The organism is Fluviicola sp. (genome assembly GCF_039596355.1).
In the GTDB taxonomy this organism is placed as follows: domain Bacteria; phylum Bacteroidota; class Bacteroidia; order Flavobacteriales_D; family Crocinitomicaceae; genus Fluviicola.
On sequence record NZ_JBCNJW010000006.1, the window covers coordinates 185,463 to 199,492 of the forward strand.

The 14,030-nt window shown below is 44.8% G+C and carries 11 protein-coding genes; 8 read left to right on the forward strand and 3 right to left on the reverse strand.

Annotated features, from left to right (window positions below; all coding sequences use genetic code 11):
* Nucleotides 1-40: 40 nt before the first annotated feature.
* On the reverse strand, nucleotides 41-1,318 hold the full coding sequence (locus tag ABDV94_RS13125) for a TCR/Tet family MFS transporter (protein WP_343747648.1): 1,278 nt from the start codon (nucleotides 1,316-1,318) through the stop codon (nucleotides 41-43).
* Between the two features lie 204 nt (nucleotides 1,319-1,522).
* Between ABDV94_RS13125 and mnmD the strand changes: the two genes are divergently transcribed.
* On the forward strand, nucleotides 1,523-2,200 hold the full coding sequence (gene mnmD / locus ABDV94_RS13130) for a tRNA (5-methylaminomethyl-2-thiouridine)(34)-methyltransferase MnmD (RefSeq protein ID WP_343747649.1): 678 nt from the start codon (nucleotides 1,523-1,525) through the stop codon (nucleotides 2,198-2,200).
* A gap of 243 nt (nucleotides 2,201-2,443) precedes the next feature.
* A complete protein-coding gene (tpx, locus tag ABDV94_RS13135) occupies nucleotides 2,444-2,941 on the forward strand; it encodes a thiol peroxidase (protein ID WP_343747650.1) in 498 nt (165 codons plus the stop codon).
* A gap of 117 nt (nucleotides 2,942-3,058) precedes the next feature.
* On the opposite strand, the gene ABDV94_RS13140 is transcribed toward tpx, so the two are convergent.
* Nucleotides 3,059-5,515 carry a TonB-dependent receptor gene (locus ABDV94_RS13140; protein WP_343747651.1) on the reverse strand — a complete coding sequence of 819 codons (2,457 nt, stop codon included), beginning with the start codon at nucleotides 5,513-5,515 and terminating at the stop codon, nucleotides 3,059-3,061.
* Between the two features lie 145 nt (nucleotides 5,516-5,660).
* On the opposite strand from ABDV94_RS13140, the gene ABDV94_RS13145 reads away from it, so the two are divergent.
* The 6 genes from ABDV94_RS13145 (at nucleotide 5,661) to ABDV94_RS13170 (ending at nucleotide 11,814) form a co-directional block, all read left to right on the forward strand.
* The gene (locus ABDV94_RS13145) at nucleotides 5,661-6,044 is read left to right on the forward strand and encodes a hypothetical protein (protein ID WP_343747652.1); all 384 of its coding nucleotides are present in this window, start codon (nucleotides 5,661-5,663) and stop codon (nucleotides 6,042-6,044) included.
* An 83-nt stretch (nucleotides 6,045-6,127) separates the two neighbouring features.
* Nucleotides 6,128-6,544 (forward strand): hypothetical protein, encoded by a 417-nt coding sequence (locus ABDV94_RS13150; protein ID WP_343747653.1) that lies wholly within the window; start codon nucleotides 6,128-6,130, stop codon nucleotides 6,542-6,544.
* Nucleotides 6,545-6,693: 149 nt separating this feature from the next.
* Nucleotides 6,694-7,644: a hypothetical protein gene (locus tag ABDV94_RS13155; protein ID WP_343747654.1), complete on the forward strand. Its 951-nt coding sequence runs from the start codon at nucleotides 6,694-6,696 to the stop codon at nucleotides 7,642-7,644.
* A gap of 95 nt (nucleotides 7,645-7,739) precedes the next feature.
* Nucleotides 7,740-8,306, forward strand: a complete 567-nt coding sequence (locus ABDV94_RS13160; RefSeq protein ID WP_343747655.1) for an RNA polymerase sigma factor — start codon at nucleotides 7,740-7,742, stop codon at nucleotides 8,304-8,306.
* Entirely contained in the window at nucleotides 8,293-9,969 is a 1,677-nt protein-coding gene (locus ABDV94_RS13165; protein WP_343747656.1) for a hypothetical protein, read from the forward strand. Before ABDV94_RS13160 ends, ABDV94_RS13165 begins: the two co-directional genes overlap by 14 nt.
* 309 nt (nucleotides 9,970-10,278) lie before the next feature.
* Nucleotides 10,279-11,814 (forward strand): YifB family Mg chelatase-like AAA ATPase, encoded by a 1,536-nt coding sequence (locus tag ABDV94_RS13170; RefSeq protein WP_343747657.1) that lies wholly within the window; start codon nucleotides 10,279-10,281, stop codon nucleotides 11,812-11,814.
* Nucleotides 11,815-11,816: 2 nt separating this feature from the next.
* Here ABDV94_RS13170 and ABDV94_RS13175 read toward each other — a convergent pair whose 3' ends face one another.
* Complete coding sequence (locus ABDV94_RS13175; RefSeq protein ID WP_343747658.1) at nucleotides 11,817-13,994, reverse strand: S8 family peptidase; 2,178 nt, start codon at nucleotides 13,992-13,994, stop codon at nucleotides 11,817-11,819.
* Between the last annotated feature and the right edge of the window lie 36 nt (nucleotides 13,995-14,030).

Consider the following 14,030-nt stretch of genomic DNA (forward strand, 5'->3'; position numbering starts at 1 on the left):
AGCCCCGGCATTTCGACTCCGCTCAATGACCGGGGCTTTTTTAATTCTCAGCAATTTCTTCCAGTCCCTCCAGATTGGAATCCAGGACTCCTTCCGCATGTTTAAATGCAATTTGGCGAAAGACATAGCGCAATACGATCAATGCTGTTACAGCCAAAGCTGCCGCTACGAAAAACGGGGCTCCGTAGAAAATGGCATTCTTTTCTGCCAGCGGAACCGATTTATAGAAAATCCACATCATGAAGATCGGTCCGGTCATTTCTGCCAAACTCATCAGCGAGGTGAAAATTCCCTGCAGTTCCCCCTGTTCGTTGTTTTTTGCCTGGCTTGAAACCAGGGAACGGATACTCGGATCTACAATTCCGGAGAACGCATACGGCAAAATAATCAGGTACATCATCCAGCCATACGGAATCAGTCCGATTCCAAGAGTGACCATACACAAGATGATCAACCCAAGCGTTGCGGCTCCCTTCTCTCCCATTCTTTTTACAATCGGCCCGGATAAAGCTCCCTGCACCACTCCAAAGCAAACCCCAACCACTGCCAGCGAGATCCCAACATCTTTGGTCTCCCAACCGTAACGGGCAATCGTATAGTAATTCCAAACCGAATGAACAGCCATGTTCGATAACAATACAATGAAGGTTACCACGAACAAACCGCGGTATTTCGGGAAACGTACAATCTGAACCAACGCCCCGATCGGGTTCGCACGTGCAATCTCAAACTTTCGTCGGTCGCTTACCGGCAAGGATTCTTTCAGAAACAGCAACCCGTAAATGAAGTTTGCCAGAGACAAAAATGCCGCTACCATAAACGGAACACGGATTCCAAATTCGGAAGCGACCCCGCCGATTGCCGGCCCGATGATAAATCCGACTCCAAAAGCAGCCCCGATCAAACCGAAATTTCGCGCCCGGTTTTCATCCGATGAAATATCTGCGATATAAGCTGCTGCCGTAGTAAAACTCGCGCCGAACATTCCTGAAACAGCTCTTCCGAAGATCAGCCAGGCCAGGTTCGGTGCAAAGAACATGAATACGTAATCCAGTCCGAGTCCCAAAAGCGACATCAGGATGATTGGCCGGCGTCCGAAACGGTCGCTCAGGTTTCCGATCAGTGGTGAAAATAAAAACTGCATGAAAGCATAAGTCGCCAATACCACTCCGGAATATTTGGACGATTCGTTGATGGACAAATGCGTTGCATCCGCGATCAGGCTCGGCAAAGAAGGAATAATGATTCCCAAACCGATTGAATCGATGCAAATGGTTATTAAAATAAAGATTAAGCCTCTTGTTTGTTTTTCACTCATGGCGCAAAATTACAGATTCCTTTCGGTTGAAAAAAAACACAACTTTACTATTCGGTAAAATGTATCTCTCAGAGCGCAGATTGAGAATTGAGAATTGAAAAGGTAAAAGGTCTTTTAGGGCTTGATAGGTGATCGCTCATAATTGTCAATTCTCCATTTTCAATTTTGCCTTTTTCAATGCTCACTTTTAGTTAGTTTTGTAAGATGAAACGCGAATTGGTCAAAACAGCAGACGGATCTACCACGATCTATCTTCCCGAGTGGAACGAACACTATCATTCCAGCCATGGAGCTTTGCAGGAAGCACAGCATGTTTTTATCAAACACGGTCTGAATCCGAAAACAGAAGATTACCTGACGATTTTCGAAATGGGATTCGGGACGGGACTCAATGCCCTGCTAACCTATTTTGCTTCGGAAAAGCGCAATCAGTATGTGCATTACATCGGTTTGGAAGCTTATCCGCCCACGGAAGAGGAAATCGCAGCCATGAATTACACCTCTTTTACAACGGATGAAGAAGCCCTGGAGGTATTTCAAGCTATGCACCGGGCGGACTGGAATACTCCCCGTGAAATTTCGGAGCATTTCGTTCTGGAAAAAATCGGGAAGCAGATCCAGGAACTGGAACTCCAAAAAGAAAGCGTCGACCTGGTGTATTACGATGCCTTCGGCCCAAGAGTGCAGCCCGAACTCTGGAGTGTGGAAATTTTCGCTAACATGTACGACTGGCTGAGTCCAGGTGGTGTTTTGGTGACTTATTGCGCAAAAGGGCAAGTGAAGCGCGACCTGAAAGCGGTTGGTTTCGAAGTGACTTCTCTCCCAGGCCCTCCGGGAAAACGCGAAATGACGAAAGCGGTGAAAATAATTCCTAATTCCTAATTCCTAATTCCTAATTCCTAATTCCTAATTCCTAATTCCTAATTCCAAAACAAGATTATTTTCATTCGGCATTCGTAATTCGTTCCGCCGGGGCGGACGTAATTCGTAATTATTTTCAACTCCTGTTTCCAGTCAGTCCCGATATCCCGGATGTCCCGGGACTCGAACGGACAAAAATGGGCGTTCGGAACTCGTAATTCATAATTAAAACACTATTTTAGTTTACTCAAAAAAGACAACCAAATGGCAAACGTAACTTTAGGAGGAAATCCTCTGCACACAAATGGCGAATTACCTGCAACAGGCTCTCAGGCTGTAGATTTTTCATTGGTAAACTCAGACCTGGGAACAAGTTCATTGGACACTTACAAAGGAAAAAAACTAATCTTAAACATTTTCCCGAGTATTGATACGGGAACATGTGCGGCATCTGTACGCGAATTCAATAAGAAGGCATCTTCCCTGGAAAACACGGCTGTTTTGTGTATTTCCCGCGATCTTCCTTTCGCTCAGAAACGTTTCTGCGGAGCTGAAGGAATTGAAAATGTGGTGACACTTTCTGATTTCAGAGACGGTGAGTTCGGGAAAAACTACGGACTGGAATTACTTGACGGGCCATTAAAAGGATTGCACGCAAGATCGGTCGTAGTTCTGGATGAAAATCACCAGGTGGTTTATACCGAATTGGTTCCGGACATCAAGGACGAGCCAAACTACGATGCGGCTTTGAAGGCATTGTAATGAAAGAAAAAACCGGCTTTGCGTTGAATTCAATAAACGCTAACCAAGATGCGTAGAACGCAAAGAATAAACATTCATAAAAAGCGCTGTGTTTAGACATGGCGCTTTTTTCATTCATCATGGTGTTCCCGAATCACCTCTTTGCGGAATCGCAGGCCCATCTGACTCCGGTTTTTCATAGCGTCCGAACGAGTATGAGACTTTAAACCAAATGATGCGCGTGTCCCATTTCGTGTAGCCGTCCAGGTTCAGGTTCGGATATGCCACGCGGGTCACATCCCGTTCGGTATTGAAAATATCCTGGAAGGAAAGTGAAGTCTTCAGCTTTTTGTCGTAAAACTCCCTGCTGAAAACCACTTCCAGCGCAGTGCGGTTTTTCAGGTAAGTATAAATCTGGTAATTCCCGCGGTTGGCAATGTAGTAATCCACATTCATGCGGATTTTCCACGGAAGAATGAACTGTGAATACACCCCGAACGTCCAGATTCCTTTGTTTTTTCCCAGGTAGTTGTAACCGTCGATGTACGTTTTGGTATGTTCTCCGTACAGGTACAGGAATGAAATCTTGTCGATGTCTACCGGGTGATTGAAGAAATCCATTCCCTGTTTGAAAATGCCGAACGGAACCGGAATCGACATGAAATAACTCATGGAATTCACATTCTGGTACGTTTTAAAGGTCTGAACGGTTTGAAGAGAGTTGGGTTCCACGATTACCTCTGTCAGATTCAGCGTTTGTGAATGCGTATAATGCGCGGAAAGCTGCATGTAATCAAACACGCTGAATTTCAGTTCTGCATTGTCGTAAAAATTCGGCTTCAGCTGGGAATTCCCCACAGAAGTACTGTAAGAATCGTAATACCCGTTGTTGTTCGGGTCGAACTGGCTGTATGACGGAATCCCGATTTTGCGCGAATAGGTTCCGATCAGGTTGATATCCGGCGTGATGCGGTAAATGGCGTTGAACGATGGAAACAAGTTGAAATAATTGCGCGTCAGAGAAGTGGAACCGTTGGCTCTTCCGTTCAGCGTGAAATTCTCAGCACGTAGTCCTGCACCGACGGACACTTTTTTACCGAATCCTTTTTTCAGTTCGACATAGGCCGCCAGGTTGTCTTCGTTGTAACGATAATCAATGCTGTAGATATAGAATGGATTGTCAAAAATGGCCGCAGAAGGATTTTGCAGGTTGTATGATCCCAGGTTCTTGTTGAAGAGGTAGCTGTATTTCAATCCTGCATTGACATTGAATTTGATCTTCGGAAACGGAATTTCCGCATCGGCACGCGCATAAAAGCGACTCAATCCCGATTGGTATTTCAACAAACTGTAATCATCCGTTTCGGAAACACGCTGCATATTTTTCCGAAGGTTATTTCCCACATTGTCCGAATAATACGCCGTGAAACTCAACACGCGGTTCAGGGTATCGAAGTTATTCCGGTATTTCACAATGAATTCGTTGTTCAGGTTCGATCCTTTCTGCGAATATGTGTTTTGAAAGGAAACTACCGGAGTAATCTCCTGGCTGTAGGTCAATCCTTCGCCCTTTGTAAGCCAATTACTGACCGAACCGTTGTAATTCAGAATGAGCGAAGCATGTTTGTTCAAGCGGAACGTGAGCGAAGGTTTCCAGTAGAAATAGTCACTGGTGATTTGTTCCTTGCGCTCGGAACTCATTTTCGCAACCGGGTTGAATGAGGTGTAGGATCGTTCGGAGGTGGTTCGGAGCGAGCGTTCGTTATAGGAAATTCCGGTTTGAAACTGCCAGCTCCATTTGGAACGCCGTCCGCTCAAGACCAGCGAGGGAGATGTTTTATTGTTCTGATTCAATCCGTAGTTCAGCGTAAGGGTTCCGGACATCCACTTCGTTGCTTTCGAAATGCTGTTGATGTTGATGACAGCCCCGCTCACATTGGCATCGTAGGAAGCGCCCGGATTGGAGATAATCTCGATATTTTCTACCGATGTTGCCGGCAGGCTTTTGAGCAGGTTCATCAGATCATCGGTCGACAAGCTACTCGGAATATTTTCAAAATACACACTGGCCATTTGTCCGTTGACCGCAAATCCGCCGCCCGGATAAGGTACAATTCCCGGGATCTTTAAAATCGCATCGTAAATGCTGCTAACCGTCAAAACCGGGTTATCCTGAACCGTAATGGTTGTTTTGTCGGCATCGACCTTGATAAAACGGCGTTGAATTCCTGTGACGGTTACTTCTTCCAATTGTGCCACATCGTCTTTGAAAACCAGTTCGCCCAAATCAATGGTATCGGGTGTGTTCGGACCGACTTCAAAACTCAGCAGAATCGGCTGATAGAGTTGTGTGCGGATTGTAAACGAATACACTCCCGGAATTTTAGGTACTTCAATCAATTTCGTACAATCCGAAAAGGTTTCTTTCAGCAGCACGCTGTCTTTCCCGTCAAGCGGTACGGAAAGCACCACTTGTTTCGGAATTTCACCGCATGGAATTTCTTTTTCTGCAAATGAAAAACGAATCTGTTGTGATTGTGCAAATGCCTGTGAAAAACAGAAAAAGATGCCAATGAGTGTAATTATGCGATACATCGGTTAACCGGGTTTTTCGTTAAAAGTAAGCGATTACGATGTGTTTAATGCCAAAATTGTGATTAGTAACAAAAAAATGGGATTAGTGGTAACTTTTTGTATTAAATCATTCAAAACTAAAGTCGAAATGTTTTATTTTAGACCTATGAAAAGATCTCTAACCTTGTTCGTTCTCTTCGTGGGAATGAGTTTTTTATTCGCTTCCTGCGGGTCGACGGATGCTGCGGAAAAAACCGCTACTAAATTTTTCAAGCTTTTGATTAAAGGCGATTTCAAAAAGGCAAACACATTCATTAGTGCCGGATTTGACCCCGATGTTCAATTGCAACAGATAAGTCGATTGGGAAAAAATGATACTGCAGGTAAATTGCTTTCTGCCAAAAAAACGATGGGATTTAATACGAATATCACCAACGGTATTACCACTGTCAAACTTCCGTATCTTTTGAAATACGAGAAGAGTGAGCTTTCTGTGGAAGTGACACTGGTGAATCGGGGTTCCGGATTTAAGATTCAAAGCATCAACTAATTTTCTGGTCGGTCCGAACTGATTTCTTCTGTAGATTCGCTTAACTTTGCCCTTTACAATTAGTTGAGCAAATGAGAATTCTTATGGTATTGGGCATCGCGTTGATCGGATTAACGGCGTGCAAGAAAAAAGACATCAAAAAGGTTGAAAAAACCGTAACGGAAGGTACTTGGAAGATCACGAAATTTATCGACAGCGGCGATGATGAAACCACTTCTTATTCCAGTGCCGTACTGACCTTTACTTCTGATGGAAAAGTAGTGTTGACACAGGGAGGAACTTCGTATGGAGGAACCTGGAGCGTGAAGAAAGAATCCAAGGATGACGATCATTCTTCAGACGACAGTGACCTGGAGTTTAACCTGTCGGTTCCTTCTCCGCACCAATCATTGTCGGACGACTGGCATATCGAAAGTTATTCCGATTCCAAAGTGACACTGTACGACCTGGATAAAGATGAACCGAATAAATCGGATTATCTGACAATCGAAAAGATTTGATTTTAAATCCCCGGCATTTTCCGCCTCGGCGGACTCAATGACCGGGGATTTTTGCGTCCTGTTTGTTCAATGAATCAAAAAAGTGACAAACCTCCCCCCCTTTTTCAATCCGTATTTCGTTTCTGTTTAAAATGCTTAAAAACAGATTTATGAAACGACTAAAAATCGCATCACTAGTTATTCCGGCAGCTATGCTGGTTTTGATCAGTTCTTGTAAAAAAGACAATCCTGATCCGACAAATACAACTACTCCGCCAACTTCCGGCTCCGGAATTTCGTCTTTCTTTCAAACGAACCTGAACAATGCTACTCAGACCTTCACAATCGACGCCGGACAAAATCAATCCATCACGGGAAGCAAGGGAACCGTTGTTCACTTTTATGCCAATTCATTTGTTACAGCTTCCGGAGCTCCGGTAACCGGTAACATTCAAATCGAACTGGTTGAAATTTATGGTAAAAAGGATATGATTTTACTGAATAAACAAACGATGGGAGTAAACGGCACAGGACTTAGCCCGCTGATTTCCGGAGGACAGTTTAACATCGTTGCAAAACAAAACGGTCAAAAACTCCGCCTGGCAAATGGGATGGGTTATAGCATCGATGCACCTGCTCCAAACGGAACGACTCCTCAAATGGGTGTGTTTTACGGTGCCATTGCAAACAACCAGCTGACCTGGACACAGGCAGATTCTGCATTTGTCAATATCACTCAAAACGGTTATTCCCTTTTCAGCGATTCAACGGATTGGGTGAACCTGGATTATTTCATGTCTACTACAGGCCCGCTGTCTAAACTCAACGTGCAACTGCCTTCCGGTATCTCAACTTCTGATACCCGTGTTTTTGTCTCTGTCGACGGTTCTAATACATTAGCCGGGATTTACCAGTTTGCCAACGGTGTTTTCACTACCGGTGATTATTACAAACTTCCGGTTGGGATGCCTGTGCATTTTATTGTTATTGACCTCGAAAACAATGCCATTAAAGCGGCCATTATTCCTTCTACCATTACAGCCAATCACCTGGAAGTAGTGAGTTCACTGACTACGTATACCTTAGCCGATCTATCCACACTATTGGATAATTTACCTTAATAGTACCTGAAACAGAGGGTTTGCCGGCGAAGCTGATCCTCTGTTTTTACAATCTGCAGCTACCAGTAACAACTGAATAATTTTGATTTTGAAACTTGTTTGAATTAAACGCTGATACCATTACTGCTATAAAGAAGGGAAACCGGAAGGTGATCCTGGATTTATACCACTACACTTTTCAGGTGTTGATGGGGAATGCTGTGCGTTATACAAATGATTCCGAAAGTCAAATGCAGATTGTCAATAATTCATTCATGAAGATCATTTCCGCCATTGACCAGTTTCAGTTGGGAACAGCCTATTTTTCATGGGCGAAGCAGATTGTGCGGCGGGAGATTATTGATGATTTCAGAAAAAACAAACGCTACAAAGAACTTTTTCAATACAACGACGACTACCAAAACAACGCTCTGACCAGCGATCCCGAAATTGATCAGGTTTTTGATGCAGAACTCCTGCAGCAAATGCTCGACCAATTACCTCCGGCCACCAAAATGGTTTTCAACCTCTATGCAATTGACGGCTATTCCACGAAAGAAATTATGGATGAGTTCCTGATTTCCTACGAAACCGTCAAATGGCACATCAAGGAAGCCCGCAAAAGATTGAAAGCGCAGATTGAGATAACCCAAACTAAACAGATCAGTTTTGAAAGAAGATAAAACACATATCGACAAGCTGTTCAATGACTCGTTGAATCAACGGTCTTTTGAGGTTCCCGATGCTTTTTTGGAGGATTTAAACAAGCGTTTGGATGCCGGGAAGAAAAAAGGAGGCGGAGGTTTCCGGTTCTGGCTACTCGTGTTCATTTTATTGTTTACCGGAGTCGGAATAGCTGCTTCTTTGCTCGTAATCCGGGAAAATGACACCGATAAAACGGTATCTGCATCCCATATGCAATCGGTTTCCGGTGCTTCCGATGAAAGCAATTATTCACAAATGTCAGCAGCAGAAAAAGACACTACGACCAGACAAGGACAGGATTCAAATGCTGACGAGCCCGCCGTTATACAAACTGAAGCGAATACTCAAAATCATCTGCAAAGCTCCCAACCGAATTCGAAACCGGGGCAAAAACAAACTCCAAATGCAGCGGATAGCAAACAAACGGAGAACCTGAATCTGAATGTGAAGGATCGTCAGACTGTCGGCATTAAACCGAAATCCAGGCTGCATTCCGCGTTCAAAACGTTCGGTAAAAAATCAGAACAAACACAATCAACTCAAAAAATCGCTTCGGAAAAAGTACTTCTTTCCGGCAAAAAGGCACGGACAAAAACAACCGGGCGCTCGGTGGTAAAAAGTACTCCTGGCCGTACTAAAAACACCTATTCCGGCCTGGCATCTTCAGCAAAATCTGCAACTTCCCAAACCGAAACTCAACCCGGTAAAGACAAAAACACGAATGAAAAACCGACTGTACCAAGCACTACTCTTCTAAGCGAAACAGCTCCAGCAAACACTTCTCAAGGTGACACAACCACTGCTGTCACTTCAAACGAGACCAAACAGGATTCTACGCTTGCAGTGAATCCAGCCGACAGCACCTCCACACCGGACGAAACCGCAGAAACTTCTCCGGAAGAAACGAACAAAAAGAAAGGAGGCAATGGGAATAACTGGAGAGCTGAAATCGAGCTTTTCGGAGGTTTGGGAGCCAACATGATTCATGATTCAAAAACCAGCCAAACAACGGATCAAATGAAAAATCAATCTTCCATTTTCGCTCCTTCATTCGGCGTAAACGGCCATGCATCCTACAAGCAGTTTACCTTCGGTACGGGACTTTCCTATTCCCAAACGGGCGAAAAGTACGCACTGGAAAAATATAAGTACTCCACAAAGGATTCAACGACCGCGGAGATTATTCACGATTCGATTCCGGTTTTGGTTGATACTGTGATTGTTTGGATTCCGCACGATACCACGATTTACCACACGGTTCAATACCAGGATTCTGCATTGGAAAAATCGTCCATCAAAAACCGCTACTCGTGGTTCTCGATTCCGCTTTATCTTGGTTACCGCTTCGAATTGGGACAGTATGAACTCATTCCGCGAATCGGTGCGCAGTTCAACTTCGGAATCGGCAAAAACACCGGCACTTTCCCTGGCCTGGATACTGTTGGAACAGTGAAATACCCGGCAGTTAAATTCAACGTTTCTTACCTTATCCAGCTGGAAGCAAGAAGGAATTTTGATCACTGGTATGTCTTTGTCAATCCGTACTTCAAATCGATGATCAATCCGGCCGTTTCAGGCGATGTGATCCGGAGAAGGTATTCTTCGTGGGGAATTCAGTTTGGGATCGGGCTGAAGTTGTAAATGAGTACCTGTTTTGATCATTTTACTCCTGCAGATCAGTCATACCAGGCGGTTCGCCATTTGGCAAATTCGCGAATTGGCGAATTTGCCATATTGAAAATGATTTCGCCAGGTTTCCCGGAATTCCAGGTGAGATTTCAATAATAAAAACACCCGGACGTAATTCGCCACGGCGAATGCGGAATTATGCCACTTCTCGCAGACATACCCCAACAAACAACTATTTAACCGTAAAAGGATTATTTTTTAATCAAACCACTTGTTTCAAGCGAACTTTTTTCTTAAATTAAAATAGAAAAGAGGAAAATTATGCTGGTAAAAACATTCGGAAGTGCCGTATTCGGAATTGATGCAACGACCATTACCATTGAGGTAAACATTGCCAACGGAGTGAATTTTATGTTGGTAGGATTGCCCGACAAAGCGGTTCAGGAAAGTCAGCAGCGGATCAAAGCCGCACTCAAAAACAATAACCTGAACTACCCGGGAAAGGAAATCACGGTCAACATGGCTCCGGCGGATATTCGTAAGGAAGGTTCCACTTTCGACCTCGCCATAGGAATAGGCATTTTGGCAGCTTCCAGCCAAATTTCAGCGGAAAAACTCGAAAACTACCTGCTTTTGGGAGAGTTATCACTCGACGGAACGCTCCAACAGGTCAAAGGTGTGCTCCCGATCGTCATGCAGGCTAAAAAAGACGGATTCAAAGGAATTCTTCTTCCCAAACAAAATGAGTCCGAAGCAGCCATCGTGGAAGGAATTGATGTCTATGGCATGGAAAACATGCAGGAAGTGATCGATTTTCTAAATGGAAGTAAAACTTTTGTTCCGGCCAGTTTCAATATCGAAGAAGAATTTCAGCGCCAGCTCCACGAAAACGAAGTCGATTTTATGGATGTCAAAGGACAAAGTGCCATCAAACGTGCCTTCGAAATTGCCGCAGCAGGAGGTCACAACGTCATTTTGATTGGTCCGCCGGGAGCCGGAAAATCCATGCTCGCCAAGCGCCTGCCAACGATTCTTCCACCTATGAGTATCGAGGAATCACTGGAAACGACCAAAATCCACTCGGTTGCAGGAAAAATCGGTAAACACACCGGATTGATTACCCAGCGACCATTCCGGAAACCTCATCATACGATTTCGGACGTAGCACTCGTTGGCGGTGGATCCTATCCCCAACCCGGAGAAATTTCGCTGGCACATAACGGCGTACTTTTCCTGGATGAACTTCCGGAATACAAGCGGCAGGTACTGGAAGTGATGCGCCAGCCTTTGGAAGACCGGACTGTCACCGTTTCCAGGGCCAGGTTCTCCATCGATTATCCCGCAGGATTTATGTTGGTTGCGGCAATGAACCCCTGCCCTTGCGGATATTACAATCACCCGGAAAAGGAATGCGTGTGTGCTCCGGGAACTGTGCAGCGTTACCTGAATAAAATTTCCGGTCCGCTGCTCGACCGAATTGATCTGCATGTGGAAGTAACACCGGTTTCCTTCGATGACCTGGCTTTCAACGCTCCCACCGAAAGCAGTGCAGAAATCCGGGACAGGGTCATCAAAGCACGACTGATCCAACTGGAACGTTACACCGAATCGCATACACACTGCAACGCGCAGATGCAGCGAAAAGAACTTACTGAATTTTGCGAAATCTCATCCGAAGGAAAACAATTGCTGAAACATGCAATGGATCGATTGGGACTCTCAGCCAGGGCTTACGACCGGATTCTGAAAGTGGCACGCACCATTGCAGACCTCGATCATTCCGAAGCGATCGGAACCCATCACTTATCAGAAGCAATCCAGCTGCGAAACCTCGACCGGGAAAACTGGGCGGGATAATATTATTGCTTCACGAAACGCAACGTATACGTCTCCATCCCCGACTGAACCTTTAAAAAGAAAATTCCGTCAGGAAGTTCAGAAATGTCCAGTGTATTTTTAGTTACACGCGGTGAAACAACCTTCCCATCAAGTGCAACGACAGATAAAACAGAAAACGGCAGATCATCGATATTCAAAATATGGATCGTACTTGAAGCCGGATTCGGATAGAGCATAAAAGGAACTACTTTGGTCTTTTCATCCAGGGAAAGCGTATTTAATGCCAGTTTAACGGCAGCATACGCATTGATCTTCCCCATTCCCCACTTAGTGTCTCCGGGAGCAACAATCGCTCCTGTGTAGTTATCCAGCCGGGCTGTTGTTTTAATAATGTTTTTCACCTGTTGGCTGGATAAACTCGGGTTCGCATCCAGGATCAGCGATACAATCCCTGCAACGCACGGTGTAGCCATGGATGTTCCGGAAAGCTGTCCAAAATGATAATCCTTGTTATTAAAAGTGATGGTAGCCATAGACGTATAGATCACATCGGTATACGATGACATGGAAGAAGTAACGCTTACTCCGGGAGCTGCGATGTCGGGTTTCATTGTTTCATTGTGCAGAGGACCGATACTGGTGAATGAAGCCGCCATTCCTCCGACCGTGGTTCCGGATCCGGTTACATAACTCGACGAATAAGCCGCAACGGTGATCACGCTGTTTGTACAACCGGGTTCTCCGATGGCATAAAACGAATCTCCTGTGACTCCATTTGCACCGTACGTAGTGAACGTTTGTCCGAAATTACCCGCTCCGTTTGTTAATTCGGGAAGGTTCCAGTAATGAACCGTTCCGTCAACAGCCGAACCGGTAAGTACAATTTTATTGCTGGTGTTCAACGAACGAATCCGAATCTGCATGCCCGGTTTCCCATTCAGTGGGTTAGCCGTTTCAGAAGAAACATTGAAAACAATCGTGTCATTCCCGGCAACCAGGATGGAATCCAAATAGCCAGTAGTCGTAGTTGAGTAATAAGGGCTTTCGACCAGTAAGGTTCCCGATGTATTGTACACCGAAATCTTGTTTGAAAAAGGATGTCCCTGTTCTCCCCACGCAGTAATGCATTCTCCCCACATATTCGGGTTTGCTGCATACGAATAAAACCCTACCAGCGTGTTGAAGAAGTTATTGTTGAACGTTCGTTTAATATGGAATTTTGTCCCGTTATTGTTTCCGGCAGCGGCAACAAAAACCACCTGATTGGTATTACTTAGTTCATCAATTGCTTCGGAAAGCAACGAGAAACCATCCAAACTTCCCATTTGATTGTAGTAAACTCCCCAGCTCATGTTTACAACCAGGCGTTTTCCGGCAGCTTCGGCTTTGTCTTTCATCCAGACAAACGCGTCAATTGCTGAAGCCTGATCGATGTAAAAAGTAGTAAACAGGAATTGCGCTTCAAAACCAAATCCTCGGTAGATTGAACCGGCTCCGCTTCCTCCTGCAATACCGGAAACGTGCGTTCCGTGTGTATGATAACCGTAAATGTTTGACGTATCTGATTCCGCAGCTGCCAATTCTGACGGCGTGTTGTACTCCACTCCGTAATTCTGTCCCGACGGTAGATTTCCGACCTGCTTATACTGATCCCAGGCTGCATAAATGCGTGAATGCGTCAGCAACGTATCGTAAAACATCGGATGACCGTAATCAAATCCCCAATCCGTAACACCGATCAACACGTCTTTTCCTGTAAAAGCAGCCGGTAAATTGATTCCATGCTGAACACTGTCTGCCCGTGTATCTTTTACTGCCTTGTCGAGTTGCGGAACAATTTTCCCCGGAATTTCCAGGTAAGAATAGAACTGGGAGAAATCAATGCTGTGCACTTTTTCCAGCGGAACCTTCATTGTGGTAATGTTCCCGACAGAACTCCCCAAGAGAATTTCATTCTCCTGGATGATCCCCCAATTACAATTCGGAAGCCGTTTCCCGTAGAGCGAAACATACCAGCGACCTGAAATAGCGTAAACCGGGAACGCATCTGTCACTTCTTTAGCAACACCTTTTTCACTCCTGAACGTTTTTGAATAACGAATCAATTGATCCCAACGCATCCGGTTGGATGAACTTTGAGTTTGAGCAAACAAAACAGTACCTGTAAAGAAGAAGGTAAGCAGCAATAAGTATTTCATAATTCGTAATATAAGTCCCGATATGCAGAAACAGCA

Bases quoted from the DNA above. Each gene is read 5' to 3' on its own strand.
- ABDV94_RS13125 (WP_343747648.1), bottom strand. From the start codon at position 1,318: ATGAGTGAAAAACAAACAAGAGGCTTAATCTTTATTTTAATAACCATT.
- mnmD (WP_343747649.1), top strand. From the start codon at position 1,523: ATGAAACGCGAATTGGTCAAAACAGCAGACGGATCTACCACGATCTAT.
- tpx (WP_343747650.1), top strand. From the start codon at position 2,444: ATGGCAAACGTAACTTTAGGAGGAAATCCTCTGCACACAAATGGCGAA.
- ABDV94_RS13140 (WP_343747651.1), bottom strand. From the start codon at position 5,515: ATGTATCGCATAATTACACTCATTGGCATCTTTTTCTGTTTTTCACAG.
- ABDV94_RS13145 (WP_343747652.1), top strand. From the start codon at position 5,661: ATGAAAAGATCTCTAACCTTGTTCGTTCTCTTCGTGGGAATGAGTTTT.
- ABDV94_RS13150 (WP_343747653.1), top strand. From the start codon at position 6,128: ATGGTATTGGGCATCGCGTTGATCGGATTAACGGCGTGCAAGAAAAAA.
- ABDV94_RS13155 (WP_343747654.1), top strand. From the start codon at position 6,694: ATGAAACGACTAAAAATCGCATCACTAGTTATTCCGGCAGCTATGCTG.
- ABDV94_RS13170 (WP_343747657.1), top strand. From the start codon at position 10,279: ATGCTGGTAAAAACATTCGGAAGTGCCGTATTCGGAATTGATGCAACG.
- ABDV94_RS13175 (WP_343747658.1), bottom strand. From the start codon at position 13,994: ATGAAATACTTATTGCTGCTTACCTTCTTCTTTACAGGTACTGTTTTG.